The organism is Streptomyces sp. NPDC030296, assembly GCF_055572815.1.
The window spans coordinates 71200-86859 of the sequence record NZ_JBVICQ010000011.1 but is presented as its reverse complement, the minus strand read 5'-3'; the positions used below and the strand labels follow the sequence as shown (position 1 = coordinate 86859).

13 protein-coding genes are annotated in these 15660 nt (G+C 70.6%); 4 read left to right on the top strand and 9 right to left on the bottom strand.

Annotated elements, in window-relative coordinates:
* Nucleotides 1–58: 58 nt before the first annotated feature.
* The 4 genes from ACZ4Z3_RS29545 to rsmI form a co-directional block, all read right to left on the bottom strand.
* A complete protein-coding gene (locus tag ACZ4Z3_RS29545) occupies nucleotides 59–1408 on the bottom strand; it encodes a ubiquitin-like domain-containing protein (RefSeq protein ID WP_468503885.1) in 1350 nt (449 codons plus the stop codon).
* A gap of 156 nt (nucleotides 1409–1564) precedes the next feature.
* A complete protein-coding gene (locus ACZ4Z3_RS29540) occupies nucleotides 1565–2467 on the bottom strand; it encodes a TatD family hydrolase (RefSeq protein ID WP_468503884.1) in 903 nt (300 codons plus the stop codon).
* An 88-nt stretch (nucleotides 2468–2555) separates the two neighbouring features.
* Nucleotides 2556–2990 carry a hypothetical protein gene (locus ACZ4Z3_RS29535; RefSeq protein ID WP_468503883.1) on the bottom strand — a complete coding sequence of 145 codons (435 nt, stop codon included), beginning with the start codon at nucleotides 2988–2990 and terminating at the stop codon, nucleotides 2556–2558.
* A 248-nt stretch (nucleotides 2991–3238) separates the two neighbouring features.
* Nucleotides 3239–4084: a 16S rRNA (cytidine(1402)-2'-O)-methyltransferase gene (gene rsmI / locus ACZ4Z3_RS29530; RefSeq protein ID WP_468503882.1), complete on the bottom strand. Its 846-nt coding sequence runs from the start codon at nucleotides 4082–4084 to the stop codon at nucleotides 3239–3241.
* Nucleotides 4085–4191: 107 nt separating this feature from the next.
* On the opposite strand from rsmI, the gene ACZ4Z3_RS29525 reads away from it, so the two are divergent.
* On the top strand, nucleotides 4192–5931 hold the full coding sequence (locus tag ACZ4Z3_RS29525) for a dolichyl-phosphate-mannose--protein mannosyltransferase (RefSeq protein WP_468503881.1): 1740 nt from the start codon (nucleotides 4192–4194) through the stop codon (nucleotides 5929–5931).
* Between the two features lie 55 nt (nucleotides 5932–5986).
* Here the strand turns inward: ACZ4Z3_RS29525 and ACZ4Z3_RS29520 are convergent, their stop codons facing one another.
* Complete coding sequence (locus ACZ4Z3_RS29520) at nucleotides 5987–6397, bottom strand: peptidoglycan-binding domain-containing protein (protein WP_468503880.1); 411 nt, start codon at nucleotides 6395–6397, stop codon at nucleotides 5987–5989.
* A 261-nt stretch (nucleotides 6398–6658) separates the two neighbouring features.
* Here ACZ4Z3_RS29520 and ACZ4Z3_RS29515 point away from each other — a divergent pair, with 261 nt between their 5' ends.
* Together ACZ4Z3_RS29515 and ACZ4Z3_RS29510 are read left to right on the top strand one after the other, a co-directional pair.
* Nucleotides 6659–8296, top strand: coding sequence for a penicillin-binding transpeptidase domain-containing protein (locus ACZ4Z3_RS29515; RefSeq protein ID WP_468503879.1), 1638 nt, complete (start codon nucleotides 6659–6661; stop codon nucleotides 8294–8296).
* A 452-nt stretch (nucleotides 8297–8748) separates the two neighbouring features.
* Entirely contained in the window at nucleotides 8749–10368 is a 1620-nt protein-coding gene (locus ACZ4Z3_RS29510) for a penicillin-binding transpeptidase domain-containing protein (protein ID WP_468504039.1), read from the top strand.
* A 10-nt stretch (nucleotides 10369–10378) separates the two neighbouring features.
* Here ACZ4Z3_RS29510 and ACZ4Z3_RS29505 read toward each other — a convergent pair whose 3' ends face one another.
* From ACZ4Z3_RS29505 to ACZ4Z3_RS29490, 4 genes are all read right to left on the bottom strand, one after another.
* The gene (locus tag ACZ4Z3_RS29505) at nucleotides 10379–11044 is read right to left on the bottom strand and encodes an RBBP9/YdeN family alpha/beta hydrolase (RefSeq protein WP_468503878.1); all 666 of its coding nucleotides are present in this window, start codon (nucleotides 11042–11044) and stop codon (nucleotides 10379–10381) included.
* Nucleotides 11045–11233: 189 nt separating this feature from the next.
* Complete coding sequence (locus tag ACZ4Z3_RS29500; protein ID WP_468503877.1) at nucleotides 11234–11761, bottom strand: hypothetical protein; 528 nt, start codon at nucleotides 11759–11761, stop codon at nucleotides 11234–11236.
* Between the two features lie 20 nt (nucleotides 11762–11781).
* Nucleotides 11782–13071, bottom strand: coding sequence for a NucA/NucB deoxyribonuclease domain-containing protein (locus ACZ4Z3_RS29495; protein ID WP_468503876.1), 1290 nt, complete (start codon nucleotides 13069–13071; stop codon nucleotides 11782–11784).
* Nucleotides 13072–13124: 53 nt separating this feature from the next.
* Entirely contained in the window at nucleotides 13125–14309 is a 1185-nt protein-coding gene (locus tag ACZ4Z3_RS29490) for a hypothetical protein (RefSeq protein WP_468503875.1), read from the bottom strand.
* Between the two features lie 449 nt (nucleotides 14310–14758).
* Between ACZ4Z3_RS29490 and ACZ4Z3_RS29485 the strand changes: the two genes are divergently transcribed.
* The gene (locus ACZ4Z3_RS29485; RefSeq protein ID WP_468503874.1) at nucleotides 14759–15604 is read left to right on the top strand and encodes an EamA family transporter; all 846 of its coding nucleotides are present in this window, start codon (nucleotides 14759–14761) and stop codon (nucleotides 15602–15604) included.
* The last annotated feature ends 56 nt before the right edge of the window (nucleotides 15605–15660 follow it).

The window sequence follows — 15660 nt, the reverse complement described above, 5'->3', positions numbered from 1 at the left end:
AACCACCCGCACCCCCGAGCTACTAGGCGCCCCGCTCATCCCCGAAGGCGCGCCCCGCTCACCCCCGCAGCCGCGCCCCGCAGTGGGGCCACGGGCTCGCCCCCCGCTGCGCGTACAGCTTCTTCGCCCGCATGGTCTGTTCCGCCGCCGACGCGTCCTGGGGGCGGCCCCGGCCCCCGAGGCTCTGCCAGGTGCGCGTGTCGAACTGGTAGAGCCCCCCGTACGTACCGGACGGGTCCACCGCGTTCGGCCGGCCTCCCGACTCGCACGCCGCCAGAGCCGCCCAGTTCAGGCCGTCCGCCCCGGCCACGGACGTCGGCAGCCGCTTCGTCCCCACCTTCACGATCCGGTCCTGCGGCTCCCGCACCACCTCGGTCCGCATCAGCCGGGGCGGCTGGGCGACCCCGTTGACCGTGCGGAGCGCGTAGGTGACCCGCCGGGTCCCCGGCCGGCCGCCCCGCTCGACGACCTCGGTGCCCTGGAAGAGCGAGGGGTCCTCGGTGCGGCTCACCCGGAACGGGATCGGCTCCTCCCGCACCTCCGTCGAGCCGGTCACCCGCAGCACGGTCACCGTCTGCCCGTCGCGGGGGAAGCTCGTCGGCGGGACGGAGGTGGTGTCCTGTTCGCGCAGGGTGACCCCGGCCTCCGCCACGGCCTCCCCGACCGTCGCCGCGTTGGTGCGGATCGTCCGCGTCCGCCCGTCCGCCATGACGGTGACGGTCCGCTCGGTGCGGACGTCCAGTTCGAGGCCCGCGCGCCCGATCCGCCGGGAGCGCGAGGTGGAGACGTACGCGCCCTCCGCTCGCACCCCGAGCTGCCGGAGCGCGCCGTCGACCGTGCGGGCGGTCGTCCACACCTCGCGCCGGTGGCCGTCGAGGGTGAGGCGGACGGGCCGCCCGTAGTGCACGGCGACCTCGTCTCCGCTGGTCAGAGCGGTTCCGGGGGCGGGGGCGACGACGTCGTGCGTGCCGAAGGCGACGCCCTCGTCGGCGAGGAGCTCGGCGACGTCGTCGGCGAAGGTGTGCAGGGTGCGCGGCTTGCCGTCGACGGTCAGCTCGATCGCCTTGTCCTTCGCCACGAACGCGGAGGTCCCGCCGGCGAGGAACGCCACCACCAGGGCCTGCGGCACCAGCCGCCGCAGCGAGCCCGGCCGGTCGGCGGACCTGCTGCGCCGCACCGCCCGCCGGGAGCCGCCACGGCCGCCGGGCCCCGCCGGGCTGCCCGCCTCGGGGTCCGCTCCGGTCTCGTAGGCGGGGCGGTAGGTGTCCCCGTGGACGCCGTACCGCAGGGTCTCGGCGACGTGCGGCTGCGGCCGCGGGCGCGGACGCGGTGGCTCGGGGGTCTCGTACGTCCGCTGGGTGTCGTAGGTCTCGTACGGCGACGGCGGTGGGGGCTTCACGTTGCTCACGACGACACGCTCCAGAGGCGATCCGGGTCCGGGTCGGGCGACGTGAACCTAGCGGACGGCGGTCACCCTCCCAAGCAACGCGGTCACACAGTGTCGCGACACGGGGGCGCTCATCATCTTTTCGCTTCCCCCGGACGGCTGACGGGGCGTGATCCGTCAGTAATCGAACGCCCTCGCCGTGTTCGCCGCGACCGCCGTCGCCAGGGCGTCCTCGTCGATGCCGCGCACCGCGGCCATCGCCCGGACCGTGACCGGAACGAGATACGGCGCGTTGGGCCGTCCGCGGTACGGCGCGGGCGTGAGGAACGGCGCGTCGGTCTCCACGAGGACGAGTTCGAGGGGGGCGACGGCGAGGGCGTCGCGCAGCGGCTGCGCGTTCTTGAAGGTCATGTTCCCGGCGAAGGACATGAAGTAGCCGTGCTCGGCGCAGATCGCGGCCATGGCGGCGTCGCCGGAGTAGCAGTGGAAGACGGTCCGCTCGGGCGCGCCCTCCTCCCTCAGGACGCGCAGGACGTCCTCGTGGGCGTCACGGTCGTGGATGACCAGGGCCTTGCCGTGCCGCTTGGCGATCTCGATGTGCGCGCGGAACGACCGCTCCTGGGCGGCCTTGCCCTCCGGGCCGGTCCGGAAGTAGTCGAGCCCCGTCTCGCCGACGCCCTTGACCTGCGGCAGCGCGGCCAGCCGGTCGATCTCGGCGAGCGCCTCGTCGAGGGCGGCGTCACCGCCGGCGGCGCGCGCGCCCTGCCGTGACCAGCCGTCGGGGTCGCCGTGCACGATGCGCGGGGCCTCGTTGGGGTGGAGGGCGACGGTGGCGTGGACGGCGTCGTACCGGGCGGCCGTCTCGGCGGCCCACCGGGACCCCTTGATGTCGCAGCCGACCTGCACGACCGTCGTCACCCCCACGGAGGCGGCCTTCGCGAGGCCCTCCTCGACGGTGCCGGACTGCATGTCCAGATGGGTGTGCGAGTCCGCGACGGGCACCCGGAGGGGTGCGGGCAGCGGGGGCGCGGCGTTCTTGCCCTGCTTGGCGGAGGCGGTGCCGGAGTCGTTCGAAGGCATGCCCCGATCCTACGAATCGCGGGATCGGGGCATGTCCTCCAGGCGCGCCGGGGGGAGGACGGCTCGCCTTGCGCAGGCTCGCCGGGGGTCAGCTCGCCTTGCGGTGGAAGGGGTGCAGGAGGTCGGAGAGGTGCCAGTGGTGGTGTACGGCGGCCGGCTTCTCACCCGACGGGGCCCCGGTCCGCTCGGCCTCCGCCTCGTCGGACGGGGCCGCGACCGGGCGGGGCTTCGGCACGGCCCGGCGCCGCTCGGCGTCCCGCACCGAGGAGACCTGGCCGGCGCGCATGATCCGTACGACATGACCGTCGCAGTTCTGGCAGGTGGGCCGCGACAGCGGCGACGGCACGACATGACCGTCGGCCACGTACATCACGAAGTCGTGCCCCTGGGCGTCGTTGTGGTGCTCTATCTCGTACGACTGCTCCCAGCCGTGCCCGCAGCGCATGCAGGCGAACGAATACGACTCGTGAACGACAGCGGTGGCGGTGCTCCGCAGTACGGCCCGCTCTGCGATCTCGGTCATGCCAGCTCCTTTTGTCCGCTGGACCGTGAGGGCCTTGTATGCCCTCACGACCAGTGGACGCCCGGAGCGGGCCCGAATGCACCCGACCTGCCGTCTGTTGAAGCTGATTTGGCCTCCCCTTGTGGGAAGACCCCCCGTCCGAGACCCGCGCTTTGCGCGGCTTTACCGGGGCATGGGAGCGGTCCCTCAGAGTGCGGCGGAGTGGGGGCTGATCGCGCAGTTCCCCGCGCCCCTACGGCGGCCCCCCGCTACGGCAACCGCTTCGCCGCGACGACCGCGTCGAACACCTCCCTCTTCGGCACCCCGGCCTCCACCGCCACCGCGGCGATCGCCTCCTTGCGCCGCTCCCCCGCCTCCTCCCGCACCCGCACCCGCCGGACCAGCTCGGCCGCGTCCAGTTCCTCCGGCCCCTTCTCCGGCGCGCCCTCGACCACGACCGTGATCTCGCCGCGCACCCCGTCCGCCGCCCAGGCGGCCAACTCGCCGAGGGGGCCCCGCTTGATCTCCTCGTACGTCTTGGTCAGCTCGCGGCAGACCGCGGCGCGGCGCCCCGCGCCGAAGACCTCGACCATCGCGGTGAGCGTCGCGTCGAGGCGGTGGGGGGCCTCGAAGTAGACGAGGGTGCGGCGTTCGTCGGCGACCTCGCGGAGCCGGCCGAGCCGCTCGCCCGCCTTGCGCGGCAGGAAGCCCTCGAAGCAGAAGCGGTCGACGGGCAGACCGGACAGGGCCAGTGCGGTGAGCACGGCGGAGGGGCCGGGGACTGCGGTGACCCGGATGTCCTTCTCGACGGCCGCCGCGACCAGCCGGTACCCGGGGTCGGAGACCGACGGCATCCCCGCGTCCGTGACGAGAAGCACCCGCGCGCCCCCGGCCAGCGCCTCGACCAGCTCCGGGGTGCGCGCCGCCTCGTTGCCCTCGAAGTACGACACGATCCGGCCGCTCGGCTGCACACCCAGCGCCTGGGTGAGCCGGCGCAGCCGCCGGGTGTCCTCGGCGGCGACCACGTCCGCACCGCTCAGCTCCTCGGCCAGCCGGGGCGGGGCGTCCGCGATGTCGCCGATGGGAGTACCTGCCAACACAAGGATTCCTGTCACACCCCCCATCCTCCCAGCCGCTCAGGCGGGCGGACGAGGCGCGGGAGGCGACGGGCCACATCCCCGACGCACGGGACTCCCACAGCGGCGTTCCCTACGATGGCGCGGTGACCAGTACCGCGTCCTCCACGGACACCCGGCAGGACCAGGCCACCGAAGACCAGCGGCCGTCGTGGCAGCAGCGGCTGCGCCGTTTCGGCTACTCGGCGCCGCGGAGAAGCGACGTCAGCGCCCGGCTCGTGCCCCCGTACACCCGGCCCGGCCCGCGTTTCTGGGCCTCGATCGGGGTGGGCGAGCGGCTCGCCGAGCGCCTGGTGCGCTGGTCGGCGTGGGGCGGTCCGCTGCTGGTGACGCTGGTCGCGGGGCTGCTGCGGTTCTGGCACCTGGGCAGCCCCAAGGCGGTGATATTCGACGAGACGTACTACGCCAAGGACGCGTGGGCGATCGTCCACCGCGGATACGAGGTCAACTGGGCCAAGAACGCCAATGAGCTGATCCTCCAGAACAACGGGAACGTGCCGATCCCCACGGATGCGGCGTATGTGGTGCACCCGCCCGTCGGCAAGTACGTCATCGGTCTGGGCGAGCTGATGTTCGGGTTCAACCCGTTCGGCTGGCGCTTCATGACGGCGGTGCTCGGCACGCTGTCGGTGCTGATGCTGTGCCGGATCGGCCGCCGGATCTTCCGCTCGACGTTCCTGGGCTGCCTGGCGGGCGGGCTGATGGCGGTGGACGGGCTGCACTTCGTGATGAGCCGCACGGCGCTGCTCGACCAGGTGCTGATGTTCTTCGTGCTGGCGGCCTTCGGCTGTCTGGTCATCGACCGGGACAAGGCACGCGCGCGGCTGGCGGCGGCCCTGCCACGGGACGGCGACGGGGTCGTACGGCCCCACCCGCTCGTCGCGGAGACGACCCGGCTGGGCCTGCGCCCGTACCGGTTGCTGGCGGGGCTGTGCCTCGGCCTGGCCTTCGGCACCAAGTGGAACGCCCTGTACTTCCTGGTGTTCTTCGGGATCATGACGGTGCTGTGGGACTACTCGGCGCGCAAGGTCGCCGGTGCCCGTCAGCCGCTGATCGCGACGCTCCAGCGCGACCTGGGCTGGGCGTTCCTGTCGACGGTCCCGGTGGTGATCGTCACCTATCTGGTCTCGTGGACCGGCTGGATCGTCTCCCCGGACGACGGCACCGGCGGCTACTACCGCAACTGGGCGGCGACGGAGGGCAAGGGCGGCTGGTTCGCCTGGCTGCCGGACTGGCTGCGCAGCCTGTGGCATTACGAGCACGCGGTCTACGAGTTCCATGTGGGCCTGTCGTCGCCGCACACGTACCAGTCGAACCCGTGGAGCTGGATCATCGCCGGCCGGCCGGTCTCGTACTTCTACGAGTCGCCGCCGCCCGGCACGGACGGCTGTCCGACCGACACCGTCGAGAAGTGCGCCCGCGAGGTCCTCGCCATCGGCACCCCGCTGCTGTGGTGGGCCGCCGCCTTCGCGACCCTCTACGTCCTGTGGCGCTGGCTGTTCCGCCGCGACTGGCGCGCCGGCGCCATCGCCTGCGGGATCGCCGCCGGGTACCTCCCCTGGTTCCTGTACCAGGAACGGACGATCTTCTACTTCTACGCCGTCGTCTTCCTGCCCTTCATGTGCCTGGCGGTGGCGATGCTCGTCGGCGCCGTCCTCGGCCCCGCGGCGGCCACCGAACGCCGACGGGTGGCCGGCGCCGCCGCGGCGGGCGTCCTCGTCCTCCTCATCACCTGGAACTTCATCTACTTCTGGCCGCTGTACACCGGGCAGCCCATCCCGATCGACGGCTGGCGTTCACGGATGTGGCTGGATACCTGGGTCTAGTGACTGGACACCTGGGTCTAGGGACGGTGGGGGCGCGTCGGCCGGCACGCGCCGATCAGCACACGTTGGACGTCGAGTTGGCCCAGAAGACCAGGAACGACCAGGTCTGGGCGCCGATGGTGCCGTCCACGGTGATGCCGGCGCACTGCTGGAACCGCTTCGTCGCCGCACTGGTGACGGGCCCGAAGTTCCCGTCCACGGCCAGCTTGGGACCCGTCATCGAGTTGTTCAGGTAGCACTGGGCCTGCCGGACGGCGCTGCCCGACGAGCCGATCTTCAGGGTGGGCCGCTGGATGGTCTGGTTGCAGACGTCCACGGTCCCGTGCGCGACGGGCCGCTCGGGTGCCGCCGCGCGCGCCGCCGTCGTGCGCGCCGGGGAGTCAGGGCTCTGGGGTACCGCTACGGCCGCGCCTCCCGCAAGGACCAGCGAGGCGGCCAGGGTCACGCAAGTGGTCGAACGTCGCATGTCTCTCGCCTCCAAGTAACACCCCCAGTACCACCGTGCACTTCAGCCCCATGGGTCGCATCCCGGCGACCGGCCCCGGTCCGCACCGCGATTGGCGTTCGCGTATGTGGAAAGACGTCCGGGGCTAACGATTCGGGGAACACCCGTCCCGTTCGTCACCCACGCGCTTACAGTGAGGCGCGGCAAGCGATTTCTGAACATGTTCAAAGCGGTCCGGGTCAGATACCGGGACCGCTCACGGGGAACGAACGGGGAGAGGTCATGCGCAAGGGGGCCAAGGTCGCCATAGTCGGCGGCGTGCTCGTGGTGATGGTGGGGGGCGCCGGGTACGGGACGTACAACTTCTTCGACGCGCTGAACGACGGGACCGGCACGGAGAGACGGACGGGCCCGCCGAGTTCCGACGAGGTCGCGGAGACCACGGAGAAGTTCTTCGCCGCGTGGGAGAAGGGCGACGCGAAGACGGCGTCGTCGTACACCAACGACGCGGTGAGCGCGGGGAAGTTGCTCGGGGAGTACACCGGCGCCGCGCGGATCGGCGAGGTGCGGATCACGCCGGGCGAGCCGACCGGGGCGGGCGGCCGGACCGTGCCGTTCTCCGTCCGGGCGACGGTGTCGTACAAGGGGAAGACCGAGAAGCTCGGGTACAGGAGCCGGCTGACCGTGGTGCGGGGCGAGACCACCGGGCGGGCCCTCGTCGACTGGGCGCCGTCCGTCGTGCACCCGGACCTCAAGAAGGGCGACGAGCTGTACACCGGGGAGGCCGAGGCGCCGCCCATCGAGGCCGTGGACCGTGACGGCGCGGCCCTGACGAAGGAGAAGTACCCCTCCCTTGGGCCGATCCTGGACACCTTGCGCGAACGCTACGGCGACAAGGCGGGCGGCACCCCCGGGATCGAGCTGGCGATCCGGCACACCGCCACGAACGCCGCCGACACCCCCCTGCTGACCCTCGCGAAGGGCAAGGCGGGCGAGCTGAAGACGACGATCAGCGCGAAGGTGCAGGCCGCCGCCGAGAAAGCCGTCGAGAAGTACGCCGAGTCGTCCGTGGTCGCCGTCAAGACCGGCACCGGTGAGGTGCTGGCCGTCGCCAACCACCGCGACGACGCCTTCAACGCGGCGTTCGAGGGGAAGGTGCCGCCCGGCTCCACCATGAAGATCCTCACCGCCGCCACGCTCATCGACAACGGTGTGGCCACGATGAACGGCCCCGCGCCCTGCCCCGACACCGCGACCTGGAAGAGCCAGACCTTCAAGAACCTGCCGGGGATGAAGGCCGACGAGTCGTCCGGCGCGACGCTCGCCAAGGCGTTCATGCGGTCCTGCAACACGGCCTTCATCAAGCTGATCGACGAGGACCCGATGAACGACGCCTCGCTGACGAAGGAGGCGCAGGAGCGGTTCGGCCTCGGCAGGGACAACTGGAAGACGGGCATCACCTCCGCCGACGGCACGGTGCCGGAGTCCGTGGGGCCGGACCGCGCGGCCAACGCGATCGGGCAGGGCCAGGTCACGATGAACCCGCTGAACATGGCGTCGGTGACGGCCACCGCGATCACCGGCGAGTTCCGCCAGCCGTACCTGGTGTCACCCGACCTGGACGACCGCGAACTGGCCACGGCACGGGGCCTGGCCCCCGCCACCGCCGCGCAGCTCAAGCAGATGATGAAGCTCACCGCGACCTCGCCGCAGGGCACCGCCGCACGCGTCATGTCCGGACTGACCGGCGACATCGGCGCGAAGACCGGCTCCGCGGAGGTCGACGGACAGGACGTGGCGGACAGTTGGTTCACCGGCTTCCGCGACGGTGTCGCCGCGGCGGCGATGGCGGAGGCGGGGGGCCGCGGGGGTGAGGCGGCGGGGCCGATCGTGGTTGACGTACTGAGGGCGGGGGGCTGACGGGACGGCGGTCCGGGATCCCCCGTAGGGGGTACGGTTTCGTCGCGGGGTGCGGGTGAGTGGGGGGCGTTCGCGCAGTTCCCCGCGCCCCTGGCAAGCGACCGGGCTGCGCCCGTGCTTTTCAGGATGAAGGGCGGGCCGCAGGCCCGAACCCCAGGGGCGCGGGGAACTGCGCGAGAAACCACCACGCACCCGCACCCGGCGGCGAACCGCGCACCCCCGAGCTACAAGGCGCCCGCCCCCGAAGCTCTAGGGTGGGGGTCCTCGTTGTACGCAACGAGAGGCAACCGCAGCGGAAGGTCGGGAGAGTGGGTAAGAGAAGGCGTGTCGACGATCGGAAGTCGGCGAAGCCGGCACGGCCGGACTCGACGCACACGGCGTCGGCCCCCGCGCCGGCACCGGTGCGGTCGGACCCGGCGAAGTCACCGGCGAGGTCACGGCGGCCCGCCGTCCTGGCCGGCGCGGCGATCGTCGCGCTCGGCGGCGGCGCCTTCGCCGTGTACTCCGTGTTCGGCGGCGGCGCGTTCGCCGAGGACCGCTCGTCCGCCGGCGACGCCAAGCCCGTGAAGACCGGCCCTCTGTCCGCCGCCGAGGTCCGGACCGCCACGACCACATTCCTCACCGCCTGGCAGAAGGGCTCCGTCGCCGAGGCCGCCGCCGCCACGGACGACTCCGCGGCGGCGCGCACCACGCTGACCGGCTTCGCCAAGGACGCCCACATCAAGGACGTCACCCTCACCCGCGGCAAGCGCGCGGGCGACGACGTCGCCTTCTCGGTGAAGGGCACGGTGTCGTACAAGGGCACGGACAAGCCGTTGTCGTACACGTCGTCCCTGACCGTCGTGCGGGCCGAGAAGGACGGTGAACCGGTCGTCGACTGGCGACCGTCCGTCGTCCACCCGGAGCTCGGCGAGGGCGACCGGCTGGTCACCGGCGAGGCGGGGACGCCCCCGGTGAAGGCCCTGGACCGGGACGGCGGCGAGCTGACGGCGAAGAAGTACCCGTCGCTGGGCACGGTCCTGGACGGGCTGCGGGAGAAGTACGGCAAGAAGGCCGGCGGCAAGGCGGGCGTCGAACTGCGGGTGGTGCGCGCGAAGGCCGAGAAGGGCAGGAAGAAGAACGCCGACAAGACGCTGCTGGAGCTGAGCGAGGGCACGCCCGGCGAGGTGAGGACGACGCTCAGCCCGTCCCTCCAGGCCGCCGCCGAGCAGCAGGTGAACACCAGGAAGCGGGCGTCGGTGGTCGTGATGCGGCCGTCGACCGGCGAGATCCTGGCCGTCGCCAACTCGGGCCACGGCTTCAACGTGGCCTTCCAGGGCTCCCTCGCCCCCGGCTCCACCATGAAGATCGTGTCGTCCGCGCTCCTCATCGACAAGGGCCTGGCCTCGGCGAACAAGGTCCACCCGTGCCCGAAGTACTCGTCGTACGGCGGCTGGAAGTTCCAGAACGACGACAAGTTCAAGATCAACGGCGGGACGTTCAAGGCGAGCTTCGCCCGCTCCTGCAACACCGCCTTCATCTCGCAGGCGAAGAAGCTCGACGACAACTCGCTGACCCTGGAGGCCCAGCAGGTCTTCGGTCTCGGCATGAACAACTGGGCGATCGGCGTGCCGACCTTCGACGGCGCGGTGCCGGTGCAGAGCGCCGCGCCGATGGCCGCCTCCCTGATCGGGCAGGGCGGGGTGCGGATGAACCCGCTGAACATGGCGTCCGTGGTGTCGACGGCCAAGACGGGTGTCTTCAAGCAGCCCTACCTGGTCGCCCCGTCCGTCGACGGCCGCACCCTCGCGACCGCGTCCCGGCCCATGTCGCAGACCGTCCGCTCCCAGCTGCGCGAACTCCTGCAGTACACCGCCGCGGCGGGTACGGCGGCCGAGGCGATGGCGGGCCTCGGCCCCGACTTCGGCGCGAAGACCGGCTCGGCGGAGGTCGACGGCCAGAAGGAGCCCAACGGCTGGTTCACCGCGTGGAAGGGCGACCTGGCCTCCGCCGGCGTCGTCCAGGAGGGCGGCCACGGCAGCGAGTCCGCGGGCCCGATCGTGGCGGCGCTCCTCAAGGCGGGCAGCAGCTGAGCGCGGCGGTTCAGGTCCCGGACGCGTCCGCCCGCTGCGCGGAACGGTCCCGGACCGCCATCTCCGCGTACCCGTCGGAGGAGGCCGCGAGGCACCAGTCGAGCATCGACGGCCAGGGCCCGTAGCCCGAGTCGGGGTTGAGGTGGGCCTCGCCCGGCAGTACGTCGACGGGCAGGCCCAGCGGTTCGGCGTACGCGGCGGCCGCGCCCTGCGGGCAGTACGGGTCGTTGTCGGTGCCGACGACCCGGGTGGTCGCGGCGGCCGCCGCGACCCGCTCCGGCGTCAGCGGCGGCGGGGCGAACTCGGCGATCTCCGGGTTCTCCAGGGCGACCTCCGCGGACGGCGGCGCGACGAGGAGGACCCGCTCGACCGGCCCGGACAGGACGTCGTCGCGGGCCACGGCGTGCAGCCACAGCAGACAGGCGAGGCTGTGGCACACCACGGTGACCCGCCTGCCCGCCAACTCCCCCAGCAGCGCGTCCAGCTCCGCCAGCCACCGCTCCAGATCCGGATCGTCGGCCTCCGGAAGTTGCGGGTACACCACCTCGTGCCCCAGGTCGGCGAGCCGGTCGGCCAGCCAGTACTGCCAGTGCCCGACCGGCCGGTGGTTCTGCCAGCCGTGCAGCACGAGGAAGGCGCGGGGGGTGTGGGTCGATGTCGGCGGAGTCTCTGTCATACCCCGATCGTCAGGGAACCCGATCACTCTGGTCCAGTGCCGTCTCTGTGTCCGGACCGGTTTTCGGGGTGCGGGTGGGTGGGGGCCCTTCAGGAGCTCGAGGAACTGGAGGTCCGTTCCTTCCGTGCACGCACGTACGCTCCAGACGGGGTTGCCTCCAACACAATCGCGGGGCCAACCGTAGTGATCTCAAAGGTCGTCGTCATCGACGACTTCAGGTTCGCGGCTGTAGGCGAGGTCGAGAACATAGCGTTCGGTGACGGGACAGCGGTTCCAGACTTCGACGAGTTCACCTTCGGGGGATTCGTCAGTGAACTGGTCGAGGGTGGTGTCGTAATAGTCGGCTGCTGCTTGGCGCCCCTGCCACCAGGCGTGGCCCTCGTACACACCGGGGCGGGGCAGAGTCACTTCGTCGGCGGGCCCGCGGTCCAGTTGGCCGATGACAAGAGTGCCCGTCTCGGATTCGAGGCTGATGTCGGTGTGGCCCTCGGCCTCGGCGGGCGGAGTGGGTGGGCTGTCCCAGATGCGGATGGTCACCTGGACCTTCATGTCCGGTTGCAGGCTGAGGAGATACAGGTGATAGCCGTTGCCGGCCACCACCTGGGTCTCTGCGGAATCAAGGGCTGCTTCGTCGCCGACGTAGGCGTCCGCGTCATAGACCTCGATCACGCGTCGGCCGGGGATGGCGGTGATGTTGTGTTCGGCGAGAAGAGCCACGGTTGGAGGGTGCCTTTCCGCTACTTGGTGATCTTCACGTAGAAGGGGTCGTCGTCAAGGATGCGGTTGAGGGTGTACATCGCGTTGAGACGCTCTCCACCCTTTCGGTTGTCCGTACCGGTGATCAACCGGACAGAGAAACGGTTGTCGCCCTTGGTGGACCCTTCCTTCGTGGAGGCGAAGGGGTACTCGTCACACTCCAGGCCGGTGCCGGTGTAGTTGCCCCAGACCTTCTTGCACTCGCTGATGGACTTTTCACGATTGTCGTCGACGGTCTTTTCGTTGACGACTCGGTGCAGGGGTTCCTTCGCTCCCGGGACGCTCTTGCCGACCCAGGAGGGGAAGGTGCGCTCGGGGCGGTTCAGAGCGTCGTAGATGTGCAGTGCGCTTTCGTTGACTGCCGGGTCCTTCTGGCTCATCACGAGTTCCACACGGGCTTTGGTGAAGACGGTGCCTTTGTGCTTGCCCGCGACAGGGCCGGCATAGTCGTAGCGGATGCTCGACTTGTAGACGCTGCCACCGTCGGTGTAAGGGGCGGCGTTGGGGGAGCTGGCGCTCAGGTCCATCGCGACGGTCGAAGAGACGCGTTGCTGGTTGCCGTCCTTGAACAAGGCGCCCTTGTCCGGGGATGTGTAGGTGAGGGTCCATTGGGGCTTGCTGTCCCACACGCCGAGCAATTCGTCGCGGGCCTCGGTCTGCGGCGCGTTCACCCTGGGGTCCGCATCGCTGTTGGATGCGTTGATGCTGTGGCGGAAGTGCTGGCCGAGCCTCCACTTCTTGGCATCTTCGGTGGGTATGGGATTGACCCATATGTTCTCGATGCTGGCTACGTAGTCGACGCGTCGGCTGCCGTCGTAGGCGAAGCCGAGGACCCACTGGTCGAACTGGAGGCGGCCGAGTGTGGTCGTACCCCTGACATCACGCAGGACGAGGTCGAAGGGGCGCTTCTGGCAGCTTTCGAAGCGGGACTTGATCCAGCCGGTGGCAGTCTTGGCTTTGGCTGCTTGCTCGGCGCACTCCAGGCGCAGGTCCCGTTCGTCACCGGGAGCCCGGTCGGCGGCCGTCCGCGGCGATGCCGACTTCGATCCGTGGGAACGCGCGTATTCCGCATACGGAATCAGCTGGTCGAAGCTGCGCAGCTCATCGGAGGGAAGCGAGGCGGCGTCGACGAACACGGTGCTCTCGGAAGCCGGATCGTCAGCGGCCGGGTCAGCGTGAGTGGCGGTTGTGGTGGCCGCGGTGAGTAGTGTCAGCGCCGCCGCGATAGCGGTGGAACGGGCGAGACGTACGAGTGCGGTGCCTGTGTTCACTGGCGGACTCCTTCTTGGCGTGAGGAAGGCGGGGCATCTGCGGCATGCGCTGATCAGAGGGCATCGCAGAGGTCGCCCCAGCACGCCTCCAGCAGTGCGCCGGTGTGTGCGGAGTAGAGGGCGGTGAACCCGTCGAAGCGGCGGTCGGTGTGCTGCAGGCCGGAGGTGGAGCTGGCGGAGGACACCGTCCAGGTGGCTTCGGCGTTGCCGTCGGCTGCGTTCGGGTGAGCCCTCAGCGCAGCGGACGAGGCGGGTGGCTCGACGGCGAGGGCGTCGCTGGGGACGTCGAAGGAGGCTGCGGCCCGCGCCCGTATGTCGGCGGCCGACACGTCAGCACCTGTTTCGGCGTCCCCGGATGGCTCACCCGCCGGCAGAGCGGCGGCGTTGCAGACCCGTACCGTGACCACGCAATCCGACAGGCCGGGCACGGTTGCCAAACAGGTGTCGGGGTCGTTCTCCAGGCAGGCTTGAAGAGCCTGCTGGTCCACGCCGTTGAATGTGGCGGGCAGGCCGGCCGCGCCGACGCCCGGGCCATGAGTCGAGGCAGCGGGTGCGGTGGCTGGTGAGGCCACGGCGGCGGCCTGCCGCCGTGGCTTGCTCGCGGTCCACTGGACGAACTTGCTGCTGTCGGTCAGCTTGGTGGTGAAGCAGTTCGGCGGCTTGTGGCTCGTGCCGCACGCGGGGAGCGTCACGGACTTGGCCACATTGCCTGTCGCCACCTGCTGCCACACTTTGTTCCCGGTCATGAACTGCATGCGATTCGCGATCGAGGGGACGTTGATGTATTTCGGCCCCGTCACCTCAAGGCCGACGTCGATGCGGTTGGTGCTCCCGCCGACAACCTTGAGCTGTTTGGTGGTGGAGCCGACCTTGTTGAAGTCGTAGAGCACGTCCCACTGATTGCCGGAGTCCTGACGCACGGTCATATAGGTGTGGTTGCGCTTGTCCGGCTTGGTCGGATTGACCCCGGCCTTGATGGCCGTCGTGCGACCGCCACTGGTGGACAGCTCCGACCAGCGTGGCCCGTAGGTGTGGGTGGTCTTCCCCGTCTTCTCCGCGTACAGGCCGATCTCGATGTTGGGGGCCAGCGGACTGCTCGACGTGTTCGGGCTGACACGCAGATAGGTGGCCGCCTGTACGGTCGCCGACGCAGTGTCGACCTGATCGAAGGTGATCGGCATGTTGCGCCAAGTGGCGAAGCCTCCGATCATCGGCTCACCCGGCTCGCTGCACGTCATCGCCCAGAACGTGATGCGGGCGCTGTAGAGGAGGCTGCATGCCTCGTTGGGTGCAGCTGCGCTTGCCGGCGGGGCGGCGCCGAGAACGGTGAATGCAGTGAGAGCGGCGGCTCCGGCGCACGCCGAGAACAACAATCTTGCACGCGAAAGCGACAAGGTTCCCCCGTGAAACGATCAAGGATGGTCAGGAAGAACCTATAGTTGTACCGCCGTCAACATCACTGCTTATAGGGCAAGTTGGCTGAATCGCTCCACGTGACCAGTCCACGCGCTTCGCCGACGGCATGACTGGCGTGTCGGTATCTGCTGGTGGCCGGAGGAAGCTCGGTCTCCCTCGCCGCCGACGGTCAAGTCGGAGCGGTGGGTGGTGAGCAGGGCTGGGCTCCCAGCCCGACACAGCGTCGCGCTAGCCTGCCGACCATGCCCACCGACGCACAGGACGGGACCCCATGACGCCGCTGGTGACCGCGGCGGTGCTGCTCGCCGCGGTCACCCACGCCAGTTGGAACGCGATAGCCCACAACATCACGGACAAGCTCGTCGGCTTCACCCTGATATCCGGCGGCGGCACACTCATCGGCTTCGCGGCCGTACCGTTCGTCCCCCTGCCGGAGCCCGCCGCCTGGCCCTACCTCATCGCCTCGACGATCCTCCACCTCTTCTACTACGTGCTGCTGATGACGTCCTTCCGGCTGGGCGACTTCGGCCAGGCGTACCCCATCGCCCGCGGCTCCGCGCCCCTCGTCGTCACCGTTCTCGCCGCCGTCTTCGCCCACGAGGTGCCGGACGGCTGGGCCGCGGCCGGCATCCTGCTCAGCTGCGCCGGACTGACCGGGGTCGCCCTGTGGGGCCTGCGCGGGGCCCGGCCCCACTGGGCCGCGATCGGCGCGGCGCTCGCCACGGGCCTGTCGATCGCGGCGTACACGGTCGTCGACGGCCTCGGCGTACGCGCCGCCGGGTCCCCCATGAGCTACATCGCCTGGCTGATGGCGCTGGAAGGACTGGCCGTCCCCGCGTACGCGGTGTACCGCTGGCGCGGCGAGACGGTGGCTCTGCTGCGCCCGGTCGCCGCCGTGGGCCTGCTGGGCGCCGCGCTGTCCGTGGTGGCGTACGGCCTGGTCCTGTGGGCCCAGACGAAGGCGGAGCTGGCGCCGATCGCGGCGCTGCGGGAGTCGTCGATCATCGTGGGGGCGGCGATCGGTGCGGTGTTCTTCAAGGAGCGGTTCGGCGCTCCGCGCGTCGTGGCGGCCGGGTTGCTGGTGGTCGGCATCGGGTTGATGCTGCGGGCCGGGTAGGGGCCTGACGGGGCGGGCGGGGGGCGCGGGGCCGAGGGTCGGCCAGGTCGTGCGTC

Excerpts from the sequence above, each read along its gene's own strand:
- ACZ4Z3_RS29540 (WP_468503884.1), bottom strand. The coding sequence starts at position 2,467 with ATGCCTTCGAACGACTCCGGCACCGCCTCCGCCAAGCAGGGCAAGAAC.
- ACZ4Z3_RS29535 (WP_468503883.1), bottom strand. The coding sequence starts at position 2,990 with ATGACCGAGATCGCAGAGCGGGCCGTACTGCGGAGCACCGCCACCGCT.
- ACZ4Z3_RS29520 (WP_468503880.1), bottom strand. The coding sequence starts at position 6,397 with ATGCGACGTTCGACCACTTGCGTGACCCTGGCCGCCTCGCTGGTCCTT.
- ACZ4Z3_RS29515 (WP_468503879.1), top strand. The coding sequence starts at position 6,659 with ATGCGCAAGGGGGCCAAGGTCGCCATAGTCGGCGGCGTGCTCGTGGTG.
- ACZ4Z3_RS29505 (WP_468503878.1), bottom strand. The coding sequence starts at position 11,044 with ATGACAGAGACTCCGCCGACATCGACCCACACCCCCCGCGCCTTCCTC.
- ACZ4Z3_RS29490 (WP_468503875.1), bottom strand. The coding sequence starts at position 14,309 with ATGACGTGCAGCGAGCCGGGTGAGCCGATGATCGGAGGCTTCGCCACT.
- ACZ4Z3_RS29485 (WP_468503874.1), top strand. The coding sequence starts at position 14,759 with ATGACGCCGCTGGTGACCGCGGCGGTGCTGCTCGCCGCGGTCACCCAC.